Genomic DNA, 14980 nt, shown 5'->3' with positions numbered 1-14980 from the left:
CATGAATGGAAAGGCCGGATTTTTCCGGCCTTTTTCTTTTGCAGGAAGGGGCTGGACCGGTTGCCCTTGAAAAAGCCGGGTCACATACCAATATAGGGTTCAACAGTGCTCCGGACCGGAACTGCCGGGAATGGCGCTTTTAAAAGTGCCGCTGCTGTTGTGTTAACCAAAGATTAACCAAGGCAGCCGATCCTGAGCTGGAAAGCAGCGTCGATATCTTTGACGCGCTCTGGAGCATCAGACCGTTTGAACGCTTTGACCACGGATGTACTGGCATTGACGGAAAACGGATGGAAAGGTCGGGCTTGCCCGGCCTTTTTGTTTATGTGCCGAGGAGGTGCCGAATATTCGGCACCTCCTCCTTATTTTCAGGATTATTTCGCCGCAAGCGCGTCGAGAATACGGACCCAGGAGCGAATGCCCTTGTGGAAGGACTGGAGGTCGTATTTTTCATTCGGCGAATGAATACGGTCATCGGTAAGTCCGAAGCCGACAAGCAGCGAATCCATTCCCAGCATCTTCTGGAAATCGCCGACGATCGGGATCGAGCCACCCATACCGATGACGACGGCAGGTTTCGGCCACTCTTCCGAAAGCGCATTTTTGGCTTTGGTCAGCACGGGCGAGTCGTAGGAAAGCTGGATGGCGGGTGAGCCGCCATGTTCGTGGAACTCCACGGAGCAATCGGCGGGAATCTTCGAGCGCACATAGGCCCGGAAGCTTTCACGAATGGCCGCAGGGTCCTGCTCGCCGACGAGGCGGAAAGACACCTTGGCGGAGGCCTTGGCGGCGATCACGGTCTTGAAACCATCGCCGGTATAGCCGCCGATAATGCCGTTGACTTCCGCCGTCGGCCGCGCCCAGGTCTGCTCCAGCACGGAGCGACCCTTTTCACCCGAGGGAACCGAAAGGCCGACTTCGCCGAGGAAGGCTTCGGCCGTGCGGCCCAGCGTCTCCCAGGAGGCCTTGATGTTGGCTGGGGTTTCTTCCACGCCGTCATAAAAGCCGGAAAGCGTCACCCGGCCGGTCTCGTCATGCAGGCCGGCGAGAATATCGGTGAGGATGTGGATGGGGTTTGCCGCCGCTCCACCGAACAGACCGGAATGCAGATCGCGGTCGGCCGCAGTGATGACGACCTCTTCGCCGACCAGGCCGCGAAGGGCTGCGGCAATGGCGGGTGTATCCCGGTCCCACATGCCGGTATCGCAGACCAGCGCATAATCGGCCTTCAGTTCTTCCGCATTGGCTTCGAGGAAAGGCTTCAGCGACGGCGAGCCGGATTCTTCTTCGCCCTCAAAAAGAATGGTGACGCGCACCGGCAGGCCGCCATTGACAGCCTTGTACGCCCGGCAGGCCTCCACGAAGGTCATCAGCTGGCCCTTGTCGTCCGCCGTTCCGCGTCCTGTGATCACCTGTCGGCCGGCGCCGATATCCTTGACCGCGGGTTCGAACGGATCGTTTTCCCAAAGCTCGAGCGGATCGACTGGCTGGACGTCATAATGGCCGTAGAAAAGCACATGCGGCGCGTCCTTGGTGGCCGCATCGTGATGCGCCACGACCATGGGGTGGCCGGCGGTATCGCGCACGGAGGCCGTAAAGCCGAGCGCCGAAAGCGTTCTGACCAGCCACTCCGCCGCCTTGCGGCATTCCGCCTTGTAAGCGGGGTCCGTCGAAATCGACGGAATGCGTACGAGCTCGAACAGTCGCTCAAGGCTGGAGGTGAGATTGTTGTCGGCGGTGGAAAGAATGGGGGAAACGTCTGTCATCGCTGATCCTGTCATGTCTGTCGTGACCCGGCGATAAGACGAAACATCCGGGCATCGCGCATCGCGGGAAACAAGGGGGCCGGCGCGTCGTGAATCGGCAAACGTGCGGCCGGCGGAACGATAGAGCAGTTCAGGGAAAGTGCGAAGCGGTTTCGGGATGTAAATGCTATTTCGCTTTTTTGGCGCTTTCGATCGCCCGGCGCATATATTCCAGCAGAAGCTGCCTCTCGAAACGCCGGAAATCCTGGAGCAGCGCGTCTTCGGTGGCTTCGGAGGCGGCAATGGCGTTGGCTTCCAGATCCCTGCCGCGCTGGGTCAGTTCGATGATCTGGGCACGGCGGTCGCTGGGATGGGATTTGCGGACGATCAGCCCGTCGCGCTCCATGCGTGAGAGCGTATTGGCGAGTGTCGCCTGTTCGACATCGATTCTATCCAGCAATTGCCGCTGGGTCAGGCCGTCCTCATGCCAGAGTTCGATGAGGATGGGGAATTGTCCGGGCGAGAAACCCAGGGCGGCGGCTCTTTTCTGCAGCGCCATGGTGAATTCCCGCGCCATTTTCGAAGCGAGATAGATTGCCGATTCGTCCCGGGAAAAACCCATTTTTCCGCCCATAAAGCACCACGGCCGGCTCAGCCCGGCAAGTCGATAGCGCGATATATATCGCATGATATGTTTAGGCCAGCCTAAACAGGGCGCAAAATAAAACCGCCACGGCCGGGAGGGGTCGGCCATGGCGGTCATATTGGAGGACAAAGGCCCGGAGAGGGGGAAAGGCCTTTGTCCGGTCTGACGCGGCGGGGGACGAGCCAGCTATCAGACTACGGCGTGATCAGGCGCCGTCCCTTATGAAATGTGTCTGCAAATGCGGCTTTTCAAGGGAAGGGCGGATTACAAATCGGTAACGTTCAGGTGAATTTTGCAGGCCTGTGGCACCGCCTCATTCCCCGCTCTTTACGGTGCGTTGTGCGAAGTTTCGGTAGACGTCAAAACGGCCCCGCGCTATCCATGCTACCCATGAAAAAAGGCGATCATCTCTTCCTCGTTGACGGTTCCGGTTTCATTTTCCGGGCCTTCCATGCAATCCCGCCGCTGAACCGCAAGTCGGACGGGCTGCCGGTCAACGCCGTCTCCGGTTTCTGCAACATGTTGTGGAAGCTGCTGAAGGATGCGCGCAATACCGATGTCGGCGTGACGCCGACCCATTTTGCGGTGATTTTCGACTATTCGTCGAAGACTTTCCGCAACGAGCTTTATGATCTCTACAAGGCCAATCGCACCGCGCCGCCGGAAGATCTGGTGCCGCAATTCGGCCTGATCCGGGAGGCGACGCGCGCCTTCAACCTTCCCTGCATCGAGACTGAAGGCTTCGAGGCGGACGATATCATCGCCACCTATGCCCGGCAGGCCGAGGCGATCGGCGCCGATGTGACGATCATCTCCTCCGACAAGGATCTGATGCAGCTCGTCACGGCCAATGTACACATGTACGACGCCATGAAGGACAAGCAGATCGGCATTCCGGACGTTGTCGAAAAGTGGGGCGTAGGCCCCGAAAAGATGATCGACCTGCAGGCGATGACCGGCGATTCCACCGATAATGTGCCCGGCATTCCGGGCATCGGCCCGAAGACGGCGGCGCAATTGCTGGAGGAATACGGCGATCTCGATACGCTGCTGGCGCGGGCAGGCGAAATCAAGCAGCAGAAGCGCCGGGAAAATATCATCGCCAATGCGGAGCTTGCCCGCCTTTCCAGACAGCTTGTGGCGCTCAGAACCGATGTGCCGCTGGATCAGTCTCTCGAAGGGCTGGTGCTCGAACCGCAGAACGGGCCGAAACTGATCGCCTTCCTGAAGGCGATGGAGTTCACGACGCTGACACGCCGGGTTGCCGAGGCGACCGAAACCGACGCTTCCGCCATCGACCCTGCCAATGTGCCGGTACAATGGGGTGCCGATGCCCATGGCCCCGATCTCGATGCGCCGGCCGCTGCCGTGAAGGCTGGCGAAGTGGCCACTAGCGCCGCCGGCGCTACGGCTTCGCCTGCCGCTCCGGCAAGGAAAGTAACGGGGGAGGGCAGCGCACCCGCTGACCTCGCCACAGCGCGGCAGGCGCTTTTTTCCGCCGCCAAGATCGATACGACCGCCTATCTGACGATCAGGGACCTTGCGACGCTCGACCGCTGGATCGCGGCGGCCCGGGAGACAGGCGTTGTCGCCTTCGATACGGAAACGACCTCGCTCGACCCGATGCAGGCGGAACTTGTCGGTTTTTCTCTGGCCATTGCCGATAATGGCAAGGATGCCACGACGGGCACCGATATCCGGGCCGCTTATGTTCCTTTGACGCACAAGACCGGTTCCGGCGGCGATCTTTTCAGCGATGGCATCAAACTGGCCGAAGGGCAGGTGCCCTTTGCCGAGGCGCTGGCGCGTCTGAAGGACCTGCTCGAGGATGAGGCCGTTCTGAAGGTCGCGCAGAACCTGAAATATGACTATCTGCTGATGAAACGCCACGGCGTCGTCATGCAGAGCTTCGACGACACGATGCTGATTTCTTATGTCCTCGAGGCCGGCAAGGCCACGCATGGCATGGATTCGCTGTCCGAGCGCTGGCTCGGCCACACGCCGATCGCCTATAAGGACGTGGCGGGATCGGGTAAGTCGAGCGTCACCTTCGATTTTGTCGATATCGACAAGGCGACCGCTTATGCTGCGGAAGATGCCGATGTCACCCTGCGGCTCTGGATGGCGCTGAAGCCGAGGCTTGTTTCGGAACGGCTGACCAAGGTTTACGAGCGGCTGGAGCGCCCCCTCGTGCCGGTTCTGGCGCATATGGAAGAGCGCGGCATCACCGTCGACCGGCAGATTCTCTCGCGTCTTTCCGGCGAACTCGCCCAGAAGGCTGCCTCCTTCGAAGAGGAAATCTACGAGCTGGCGGGCGAGCGCTTCAACATCGGATCGCCAAAGCAGCTTGGCGATATTCTGTTTGGCAAGATGGGCCTGCCGGGCGGTTCCAAAACCAAGACCGGGCAATGGTCGACATCAGCGCAGGTTCTCGAAGATCTCGCGGCGGAAGGCGTCGAACTGCCGCGCAAGATCGTCGACTGGCGGCAGCTGACGAAACTGAAATCGACCTATACGGATGCACTGCCCGGATATATCCATCCCGAGACGAAACGGGTGCATACGTCCTATGCGCTCGCCTCCACCACCACGGGGCGTCTGTCCTCCTCGGAGCCGAACCTTCAGAACATCCCGGTTCGCACCGCCGAAGGCCGCAAGATCCGCACGGCTTTCATCTCCACGCCCGGCCACAAGCTACTGTCGGCCGATTACAGCCAGATCGAACTGCGCGTGCTGGCCCATGTTGCCGATATTCCGCAGCTGCGCAACGCCTTCGAAAACGGCATCGACATTCATGCCATGACGGCATCGGAAATGTTCGGCGTGCCGGTGGAAGGCATGCCGTCGGAAGTGCGCCGCCGCGCCAAGGCCATCAACTTCGGCATCATCTACGGCATTTCCGCCTTTGGCCTCGCCAACCAGCTCAGCATCGCCCGCTCTGAAGCCGGCGACTATATCAAGAAATATTTCGAGCGTTTTCCCGGAATTCGCGATTACATGGAGGCGACCAAAGCCTTCGCCCGCGAAAACGGCTATGTCGAAACGATTTTCGGCCGCCGTGCGCATTATCCGGAAATCCGCTCCTCCAACCCTTCGGTAAAAGCCTTTAACGAACGCGCGGCCATCAACGCGCCGATCCAGGGCTCGGCCGCCGATATCATCCGCCGGGCCATGGTCCGCATCGAGCCTGCGCTGGAGGCCGAAAAGCTTTCCGCCCGCATGCTTTTGCAGGTGCATGACGAACTCATCTTCGAAGTCGAGGAAGCGGAAATCGAAAAGACCTTGCCGGTCGTCGTCTCCGTTATGGAAAACGCGGCCATGCCCGCGATTTCCATGAGGGTGCCGCTGAAAGTGGATGCCCGCGCGGCTGACAATTGGGATGAGGCGCACTGACTGGCGAGCCGGCTTTCTGTGAATTCCGGGACATGAACCACTTCAACGAGCGTGTCGTTTTCGATAAGCTGTGAGGCGTGATATGCGATGCCTGAGGGCAGCTCGCCGCGCTGATTCCGTTGAATCGGAAAAAATGCGCGTCAGGGCTGGTCAAAGCCCGTTTGGGCATGTATAAGCGCGCCAAATTTCCGATATCGAGACATCCGACATTCGGCCTTTGGTTCTGGCCGGTTCCGTTGTTTCGCCGCTTAAGTGGAGTAACAAAAATGGCTGTACCAAAAAGAAAAACAAGCCCGTCCAAGCGCGGTATGCGCCGCTCGGCTGACGGTCTCAAGTCTGCGACCTACGTTGAAGACAAGAACTCCGGCGAACTGCGCCGTCCGCACCATATCGATCTGAAGACCGGTATGTATCGCGGCCGTCAGGTTCTGACGCCGAAGGAAAGCGCATAAGCTTTTCTGAAATCATCTTTGCAAAAAACCGGTCCTCGTGGCCGGTTTTTTGTTTTCAGGAACGTCCACCTGCCTTTTCCGCTCACTTGGAAAATTCGGCCGCTCCTCCTACACTCTTTCAGGGAGAGCAGGTTTCGGTGCCTGCAACAGGAGGGGAGCTTCGGTGAAATATCGCTGGTTTGTGTTGATGCTTCTCAGCCTTGGTCTCGGTTACGGCGCCGTGACGAGAGGTGGCGGCATCATCGCGGAAAGCTATTTCGGCGAAATGTCCGAGCAGGGCCGCACGACGCTGCGGCTGGCCGTCTCTGCTCTCGGCGGGCTTTTGAACCGTTACGAGCCGCTGCCAGCGCTGATTGCCGATCATGACGACATTGAGGAACTGGTCGCACATCCCAAGGATGCCGAACTGCGCCAGCGCGCCAATATCTACCTCAAATCCATCAACACCCTGCTGGAATCCTCCGATATCTACATCATCACGCTGGATGGGGAGACCATCGCCGCCAGCAACTATGATGGGCCGACGAGTTTCGTCGGTGAGAATTTCAGCTACCGTCCCTATTTTCAGGATGCCGCCAAGGGCTTCCAGTCACGCTTCTTCGCGCTTGGCACCACCTCGCACAAGCGCGGTTATTATTTTTCAGCGCCCATTCTCTTCAACGAGGAGATCAAGGGCGTCATCGTCTTCAAGGTTGATATTGAAGGCATAGAAGCGTCATTCGGCGATGGTGAGAACCGAATTCTGGTATCGGACCCGGAAGGCATCATCTTCATGACCGGAACGCCGCAATGGCTTTATTCCGGCCTCATGCCGCTGACGCCCGAAAGGCTGGCGCGAACCGAGGCTTCCCGCCGCTACGCCAATGCCACCCTTAAGGAATTGCCCCTGAAAAACGGCAATTTCGGTTCGCATCAGCTGATGACCATCAGCCAGGATGACGGTGAAAGGGAATATATGGTCCTGTCGCAGCCGATGCCGGACGCGGGCTGGACAGTCAGCGTGCTGATGGACACGGGTTCGCTCCGAACGCAGGTGAAGACGGCTATGATAGCCATCATCCTCTGCCTCTGCCTGGCGGCCGCCCTCATCGCCGCCATGCTGCAGAGGCGTCGTCGTCTGCGGGAGCGCCTGACCCATCAGGCGGAGGCGCAGGCGGAGCTGGAACGACGGGTGGAGGAACGCACGGCCGATCTGGCGCGGGTCAATCAGGAGATCGAGCACGAAATCGCCGAACGCCGCCAGACGGAAAAGCAATTGCGCAAGATGCAGAACGATCTGGTGCAGGCGGGCAAGCTAGCAGCGCTCGGGCAGATGTCGGCAGCGTTGTCGCATGAGTTCAACCAGCCGCTTGCAGCCGCCAAGAATTACGCTGAAAACGCCTCGCTTCTCGTGGAGCGGGGACGGCTGGAGGAGGTGACCGAAAACCTCAGGCGCATTTCGGGCCTTATCGACCGTATGGCCTCCATCAGCAAGCATCTCAGGAATTTCGCCCGCAAGCCCAATGAAAAAATGGCCGCGGTAAGTCTGGAAGCCGTCCTTCGCGATACGCTTGAAATCGTCGGTGCACGGCTGAAGGCCGCCGATGCGGTGCTGGATGTGGATCTCGGCCGGGTGCCGCTTGCCGTGAAGGCCGGCCCGGTGCGGCTGCAGCAGGTGCTCGTCAACATCATCTCCAATGCTGCCGATGCGGTGGAGGGGCGGGAGGATCGCCGCATTGCGCTGCGTGCCGTGCAGCATGGCCAGTCGGTGTCGATTTTCATTCGTGATCGCGGTCCGGGTGTGCCGGCGGCGATTTCAGAACGCATTTTCGATCCTTTCTTCACCACCAAGGGCGTGGGACGCGGCCTTGGTCTTGGCCTGTCCATCTCCTATAACATCATCAAGGATTTTGGCGGCCAGCTCCGTGTCAGAAACCATGACGAGGGCGGGGCTGAGTTCGAAATCGAATTGCCAGCCGCCGCCTGGCGCGTGGAGGCGGCTGCGGAATGACCATGTCGCGGGTTCTGTTGATCGATGATGAGGAAGAACTGCGCTTTTCCACCGCGCAGGCGCTGGAGCTTTCCGGTTTTGCCGTCACCATGCTCGCAAGCGCAGAACATGCGCTCGAACTCATCGGCTACAGCTTCGACGGCGTCGTGGTCAGCGATATCAGGATGCCCGGCATGGATGGCATGACGCTGCTGCAGAAGGTGCGGGAGCTCGATCCTGAAATACCTGTCATCCTGATGACCGGCCACGGCGATGTGCAGCTCGCGGTCAACGCCATGCGCAACGGCGCGTATGATTTCATCGAAAAGCCGTTCACGCCGCAATATCTCGCCGGCATCATCAAAAGGGCGAATGATCGGCGGGCGCTTGTACTGGAAAACCGCCGCCTCAAGGCGGTAGCGGGCAAGCATGACGATCTCGAAACGCGTCTGCCCGGCAGAACCCAGATCATGGTCGATCTGCGGTATCGTATCCGCGCCATTGGCGCGACGGACGCCGATACGCTGATCGTCGGTAACACGGGCGCCGGCAAGGAGGTCGTGGCGCGGGCGCTTCACGACATCAGCGCCAGAGCCAACCGGCCCTTCGTGGCGATCAATTGCGCCGCCCTTCCGCAGACGCTGATTGAAAGTGAACTATTCGGCCACGAGGCCGGTGCGTTTCCGGGAGCGCTGCGCCCACGCTACGGCAAGTTCGAACATGCTCGCGGCGGCACCATATTGCTGGATGAGATAGGCTCCATGCCCTTCGAATTGCAGGGCCGCTTCCTGCGTGTCTTGCAGGAACGGGTGATTACCCGTCTCGGCTCGAATGAAACGGTCGAACTCGATGTCCGTTTCATCGCCACCAGCAAGGTCGATCTGGAACAGGAGGTCGCAGCTGGCCGGTTCCGTGCCGATCTTCTTTATCGGCTCAACGTGGCGACACTTCTCGTGCCGTCGCTCTCGCAGCGCAGCGCAGATATACCGCTACTTTTCCTGCACCTCGTGCGGGAAGCCGCTGCCCGTTACGGGCGGGAAGACACTGACGTGCCGCAAAGTCTGCTTTCGGCCGTCTCCCTGCGTGAATGGCCGGGCAATGTGCGTGAATTGCGCAATGCCGCGGACCGCTTCGTTCTCGGTCTGGAAAGCGATGTTTCCGAAGCCTCGCTACCGTTTCAGGGTGACGGAAAAGTGGCCCTTTCCGCACGGGTCGCGGCTTACGAAAAAAGCCTGATCGCACATGCAATCGCCGCACATGGCGGAAATCTGAAATCCGTCTATGAGAATCTCGGCATTTCGCGCAAAACGCTCTACGAGAAAATGCAGAAATACGGGCTGCAGCGGCACATGACCGAGGTCTGATGGGTGGATTTCCACCCATGGATGAGCCCCTATGGGTAGAAATCCACCCATTGCCGTTCAGGGACAGCAATAAAAGCGCACCTCACGACAAGACCGCCATTGCTGAAGGGCGATCCCGGATCGCAAATATCTCACCCCGGTCGCCATGGAGGAGCATGCGCGGCTGAAGTGGCGAACATTTTCATCCGGGAGGAATCGATGAAAATACTGAAGACAGTCACCGGCCTTGCTGCCGCCGCTGCCGTTTCCCTTTTTGCGCTGTCCGCATCCGCTCAGAACTATCCGGAGCGCAACATCACCATGGTCGTGCCCTTTGCCGCGGGCGGCCCGACGGATACGGTTGCGCGCCTTGTCGCTGAATCCATGTCGAAGGACCTTGGCCAGCAGATCATCGTTGAAAATGTCGGCGGCGCAGGCGGCACGCTGGGTGCTGGTCGTGTGGCATCGTCCGATCCGGACGGCTACACCGTTCTTCTCCACCATATCGGCATGGCCACCAGCGCCACGCTCTACCGCAAGCTCGCCTACGACACGCTGAACGCCTTCGAATATGTCGGCCTCGTTACCGAAGTGCCGATGACCATCCTGTCGCGCAAGAACCTCGAGACGACGGATCTGAAAGGTCTGATCGAATACGCCAAGGCGAACAAGGACAAGGTCACCGTCGCCAATGCCGGCATCGGCGCCGCCTCGCATCTGTGCGGCATGCTGTTCATGAGCGCCATCGAAACTCCGCTCGTCACAGTCCCTTACAAGGGTACGGGCCCGGCCATGACCGATCTGCTCGGCGGCCAGGTAGACATCATGTGCGACCAGACCACCAATACCACCAAGCAGATTCAGGGCGGCACGGTGAAGGCTTACGCCGTAACCACCGCCAAGCGGCTGGATGTGCTGCCTGATGTGCCGACAGTCGTTGAAGCGGGCCTGCCGAAACTCGAGGTCGGCATCTGGCACGGCATTTACACGCCTAAGGGCACGCCTGCCGAAATCAATGAAAAGCTCTCCAAGTCGCTCCAGGCCGCGCTGAAGGACAAGAATGTCGCGGCCCGGTTCGCCGAACTCGGCACGACGCCTTCCCCGGAAAGCGATGCGACGCCTGCGGCGCTGAAGGCCAAGCTCGAAAGCGAAATCGCTCGCTGGAAGCCGGTCATCGAGTCCGCCGGCCAATACGCCGACTGATGAGCAACGGAATGACCGGCGGCGCTATGCCGCCGGTTTTCTGCTGTCGTTTTAACGCGCGGAACGGTGTGTCGCTGGCCGCAGTGGAGGGGCATCTTTCATGAAGTCGTTTTTTATTGACCCTGCCGAAGCAGCCTGCGGGGCAATTTTCATCGGTTTTGGCGCTTTTTTCGCCTTGCAGTCCTACGGGCTTGATTTGGGAACCACATTCCGCATGGGGCCGGGTTACTTCCCGCTCGTTCTCGCCATCGTCTTGATCCTGCTTGGAAGCGTCATATTTCTCCGCGCTACCCGGGTGCAGGGAGACGCCATCGGAGCCATCGCCTGGCGGGGGATTTTTTTCATTCTGCCCGCACCCATCTTTTTCGGCCTCACGGTCCGGGGACTTGGTTTCGTACCGGCACTGTTTTTCAGCGCCCTCATCGCAGCCTTTGCCTCGCACAAGATGAGCCCGCTGATGGCCGTTGCCATTTCCGCGGCCATCACGGTCTTTTCCGTCGCAGTGTTCAACTACGGCCTCGGGCTGCCTTTCCAGCGCTTTGGCCCATGGCTTAACTTTTAAGGTGCCGTGATGGAGCTGTTCAATAATCTCGCACTCGGTTTTTCGACGGCGTCGTCGCTGGAAAACCTGTTTTTCTGCCTCATCGGTGTGCTGCTCGGCACGCTCATCGGCGTGTTGCCGGGCATCGGCGCAACGGCCACAATCGCCATGCTGCTGCCGATCACCTTCCAGCTGGAGCCGGTCTCTTCGCTGATCATGCTCGCCGGCATCTATTACGGCGCGCAATATGGCGGTTCCACCACCGCAATCCTTATCAACATGCCCGGCGAATCCTCCTCTGCCGTCACCGCCATCGACGGGTATCAGATGGCGCGCAAGGGCAAGGCGGGCGCCGCACTCGCCATTGCCGCCATCGGCTCGTTCTTCGCCGGCACGGTTTCCACCTTCCTCGTGGCGATTTTCGCTCCGCCTCTGACGGCGATTGCGCTGGAATTTGGCGCGGCAGAATATTTCTCGCTGATGGTCGTCGGCCTCGTTTCTTCCATTGCGCTTGCCCATGGCTCCATCGTCAAGGCGCTGGCCATGGTCGTGCTGGGCCTGCTGCTGGGTTTGGTCGGCACCGATATCTATAGCGGCACACCGCGTTTCACCCTCGGCATCCGCGAATATGCCGACGGTCTGAACTTCGTGGCCGTGGCCGTCGGCGTCTTCGGTATCGCCGAAATCCTGCGCAATCTCGAAAATGAGCGCACCCGTTCGGTGCTGATCGCCAAGGTCAGCGGGCTGATGCCGACACGGGAGGATTTCAGGAAAATGATCGCACCGGTGCTGCGCGGCACGGTCATCGGTTCCGCTCTCGGCATTCTTCCGGGCGGCGGCGCGATCCTCGCGGCCTTCGCTTCCTATACGGTGGAAAAACGCGTCTCCAAGAACCCGGAAGAATTCGGGCATGGCGCGGTTGCCGGCGTGGCCGGTCCGGAATCCGCCAACAATGCCGGCGCCCAGACCTCCTTCATCCCGCTGCTCACGCTCGGTATTCCCGCCAATCCGGTGATGGCGCTGATGATCGGCGCGATGATCATTCAGGGTATCGTGCCGGGTCCGAACGTCGCAACCGAACAGCCGGCGCTGTTCTGGGGCATCATCGCCTCGATGTGGATCGGCAACCTGATGCTCGTCATCCTGAACCTGCCGCTGATCGGGCTATGGGTAAAGCTTCTGACGGTGCCCTATTATGTGCTGTTCCCCATCATCATGGCCTTCTGCGCCATCGGGGTCTACAGCGTCAATTCCAATGTCTTCGATCTCTATGCCGTCGCCTTCTTCGGCTTCATCGGTTACGTGCTGGTGAAACTGCGCTGCGAGCCGGCGCCGCTGCTCCTGGGCTTCGTGCTTGGGCCGCTGCTGGAGGAGAACCTGCGCCGCGCCATGATCCTGTCGCGCGGCGATCCGACCACCTTCGTCACCCGGCCGATCAGCGCCACCCTGCTTTTCATTGCTCTGGCCGTGCTGATCGTCGTCTTCCTGCCCAGCGTGAAGAAGAAGCGTGAGGAGGTTTTCGTAGAAGAGGACTGAGGAAAGCCAAGAACTCGGATGCCGGCGATGGAAACATCGCCGGCTTTTTCCGTTTCTGGATCGCCGTGACGAATTCGCTTCACCAAAGCGACATATGGTTGACTCAGGCGCTTTTAGGCCCAAGGAAGGGCTGGAAAGAGAGGTCGATATGACGTCGGAAACCGAAAAACGGATCATTGCGCTCGAGGAAACGGCCGCGCATCAGGCGAAGGTGATAGAGGAGCTGTCCGATCAGCTGGCGGAACAATGGAAGGTGGTGGAGCAGACCCGCGCCAAGCTCGACCGCCTGACGGAGAGGTTCCTGAGCCTGGAGGAGCAATCGCTGGACGCGCCCGCGATTACTCGACCGCCGCATTATTGACAGGGAAGAGCCAATGAAAAACGAAACCGCCGCGCTGGCCGCCGATATCGTCGATTTCTGGAAGAAGGCCGGACCGGACAAGTGGTTCGACAAGGACGCGGCCTTTGACAGTCATTTTCATGATCGTTTCCGCGATGCCCATTTTGCAGCAGCTCGGCGTGAGCTGGACGACTGGCTGGAGGGTGCGGAAAGCAGTCTCGCGCTGATGCTTCTGCTGGATCAGTTTCCGCGCAACTGCTTTCGCGGCACCGCTCACATGTACGCCACCGACCCGCTGGCGCGGCTCTTTGCCGACGAGGCCATCCGCCGCGGGCATGACCAGGCGGTGGGCGAGGATTTACGCGTCTTCTTCTACCTGCCCTTTTCCCATGCGGAGGATATCGCCGCCCAGCGGCGTGCCTGCGACCTGAACCAGCCGCTTGGCGGGCTTTATCTTCATCACGCCGAAGAGCATCGGTATATCGTCGAACGTTTCGGCCGCTTTCCGCATCGCAATGACATATTGCTGCGGGAAACGACGCCGGAGGAACGGCAGTATCTTGATGAAGGTGGCTTTTCCGGCTGAGCCCGAAATGAAAACGCCGCCAGTCCCGAAGGAGGGCGGCGTTCTCAAAGCATGGGGCGGCGACAATCAGCCGTCGAAGAATTCTTTCATCCGGGCGAAGAAGCCCGTGGATTCCGGATTGTTCTCCTTGGAGGAGAGCTGCTCGAACTCCTGCAACAGCTCGCGCTGACGCTTGCTGAGTTTCTGCGGCGTTTCGATCTGAATCTGGATATAGAGGTCGCCCGTCTGCGCCGAACGCAGAACCGGCATGCCCTTACCCTTCAGACGGAACTGCTTGCCCGGCTGGGTGCCTTCCGGAACCGTAACGCGCGATTTGGTGCCGTCGAGCGTCGTGACATCGAAGGTGCCGCCAAGTGCTGCCGTCGTCATGGAGATCGGTACGGTGCAATAAAGGTCGGCGCCGTCGCGCTGGAAGAATTCATGCGGACGCACGGACAGGAAGATATAGAGATCGCCCGCCGGACCGCCGCGCATGCCAGCCTCGCCTTCGCCCTGCAGGCGAATGCGGGTGCCGTCCTCGATGCCCGAGGGAATGTTGACGGAAAGCGAACGCTCTTCCGTTACACGGCCCTGACCGTGGCACTTGCCGCAGGGATCGGAGATCGTCTGCCCGCGACCATGGCAGGTGGGGCAGGTGCGTTCCACCGAGAAGAAGCCCTGCGCTGCGCGCACGCGACCGGAACCCTGACAGGTCGCGCAGGTCTTCGGCTGCGTGCCGGGCTTTGCACCCGAACCGGAACAGACATCGCAGGTGATCGAGGTCGGAACCCTGATCTGCGCCGTCTTGCCGGTGAAGGCCTCTTCCAGCGTGATTTCCATATTGTAGCGAAGGTCGGCGCCGCGCTCGCGTCCGCCGGAAGAGCGGCGCGCACGGCCACCGCCCATCATCTCGCCGAAGATGTCTTCGAAAATATCCGAGAAGCCGCCATTGGCGAAACCACCGCCGCCAAAGCCGCCACCGCCGCCCATGCCGCCATTTTCAAATGCGGCGTGGCCGAAACGGTCATAGGCCGCACGCTTCTGCGGGTCCTTCAGCGTTTCATAGGCTTCGTTGATTTCCTTGAATTTCCGTTCGGAATCGGCATCGTCCGGGTTCTTGTCCGGATGGTATTTCATCGCGAGTTTGCGGAAGGCGCTTTTCAGCTCTTTTTCGTCCGCGGTCTTGCTGACGCCAAGTGTTTCGTAAAAGTCTGCTTTCGCCATTAAGTTAACAAGCCCCGCAAATG

The 14980-nt window shown here is 59.9% G+C and carries 12 protein-coding genes; 9 read left to right on the top strand and 3 right to left on the bottom strand.

The genetic code is table 11. The annotated features are described in order from the left end of the window. Positions 1 to 374: 374 nt before the first annotated feature. Both BTE54_RS03815 and BTE54_RS03810 read right to left on the bottom strand, forming a co-directional pair. On the bottom strand, positions 375 to 1766 hold the full coding sequence (locus BTE54_RS03815) for a dipeptidase (RefSeq protein ID WP_078051457.1): 1392 nt from the start codon (positions 1764 to 1766) through the stop codon (positions 375 to 377). A gap of 166 nt (positions 1767 to 1932) precedes the next feature. Beyond that, positions 1933 to 2367, bottom strand: a complete 435-nt coding sequence (locus BTE54_RS03810; protein WP_065654780.1) for a MarR family transcriptional regulator — start codon at positions 2365 to 2367, stop codon at positions 1933 to 1935. Between the two features lie 414 nt (positions 2368 to 2781). On the opposite strand from BTE54_RS03810, the gene polA reads away from it, so the two are divergent. The 9 genes from polA (at position 2782) to BTE54_RS03760 (ending at position 13754) form a co-directional block, all read left to right on the top strand. Then, positions 2782 to 5784, top strand: a complete 3003-nt coding sequence (polA, locus tag BTE54_RS03805; protein ID WP_078051455.1) for a DNA polymerase I — start codon at positions 2782 to 2784, stop codon at positions 5782 to 5784. Between the two features lie 266 nt (positions 5785 to 6050). Next, on the top strand, positions 6051 to 6236 hold the full coding sequence (gene rpmF, locus BTE54_RS03800) for a 50S ribosomal protein L32 (protein WP_003507205.1): 186 nt from the start codon (positions 6051 to 6053) through the stop codon (positions 6234 to 6236). A gap of 187 nt (positions 6237 to 6423) precedes the next feature. Continuing rightward, entirely contained in the window at positions 6424 to 8226 is a 1803-nt protein-coding gene (locus BTE54_RS03795) for a sensor histidine kinase (protein WP_065654778.1), read from the top strand. Then, the gene (locus BTE54_RS03790) at positions 8223 to 9569 is read left to right on the top strand and encodes a sigma-54 dependent transcriptional regulator (protein WP_078051453.1); all 1347 of its coding nucleotides are present in this window, start codon (positions 8223 to 8225) and stop codon (positions 9567 to 9569) included. Before BTE54_RS03795 ends, BTE54_RS03790 begins: the two co-directional genes overlap by 4 nt. A gap of 198 nt (positions 9570 to 9767) precedes the next feature. After that, positions 9768 to 10751, top strand: a complete 984-nt coding sequence (locus BTE54_RS03780) for a tripartite tricarboxylate transporter substrate-binding protein (RefSeq protein WP_065654776.1) — start codon at positions 9768 to 9770, stop codon at positions 10749 to 10751. 100 nt (positions 10752 to 10851) lie between these two features. Beyond that, positions 10852 to 11313 (top strand): tripartite tricarboxylate transporter TctB family protein, encoded by a 462-nt coding sequence (locus tag BTE54_RS03775; RefSeq protein ID WP_065654775.1) that lies wholly within the window; start codon positions 10852 to 10854, stop codon positions 11311 to 11313. A gap of 9 nt (positions 11314 to 11322) precedes the next feature. After that, on the top strand, positions 11323 to 12828 hold the full coding sequence (locus BTE54_RS03770; protein WP_065654774.1) for a tripartite tricarboxylate transporter permease: 1506 nt from the start codon (positions 11323 to 11325) through the stop codon (positions 12826 to 12828). A gap of 148 nt (positions 12829 to 12976) precedes the next feature. After that, positions 12977 to 13189, top strand: coding sequence for a SlyX family protein (locus BTE54_RS03765; RefSeq protein WP_059759493.1), 213 nt, complete (start codon positions 12977 to 12979; stop codon positions 13187 to 13189). A gap of 13 nt (positions 13190 to 13202) precedes the next feature. Beyond that, positions 13203 to 13754: a DUF924 family protein gene (locus tag BTE54_RS03760; RefSeq protein WP_078051452.1), complete on the top strand. Its 552-nt coding sequence runs from the start codon at positions 13203 to 13205 to the stop codon at positions 13752 to 13754. Positions 13755 to 13820: 66 nt separating this feature from the next. On the opposite strand, the gene dnaJ is transcribed toward BTE54_RS03760, so the two are convergent. Continuing rightward, positions 13821 to 14957, bottom strand: coding sequence for a molecular chaperone DnaJ (gene dnaJ, locus BTE54_RS03755; RefSeq protein WP_004439156.1), 1137 nt, complete (start codon positions 14955 to 14957; stop codon positions 13821 to 13823). Between the last annotated feature and the right edge of the window lie 23 nt (positions 14958 to 14980).

The organism is Agrobacterium sp. YIC 4121 (assembly GCF_002008205.1).
Classification (GTDB): Bacteria; Pseudomonadota; Alphaproteobacteria; order Rhizobiales; family Rhizobiaceae; genus Agrobacterium; species Agrobacterium leguminum.
Note: the sequence above shows the minus strand (reverse complement) of the source record. Positions and strands in the feature narration are given on the sequence as shown.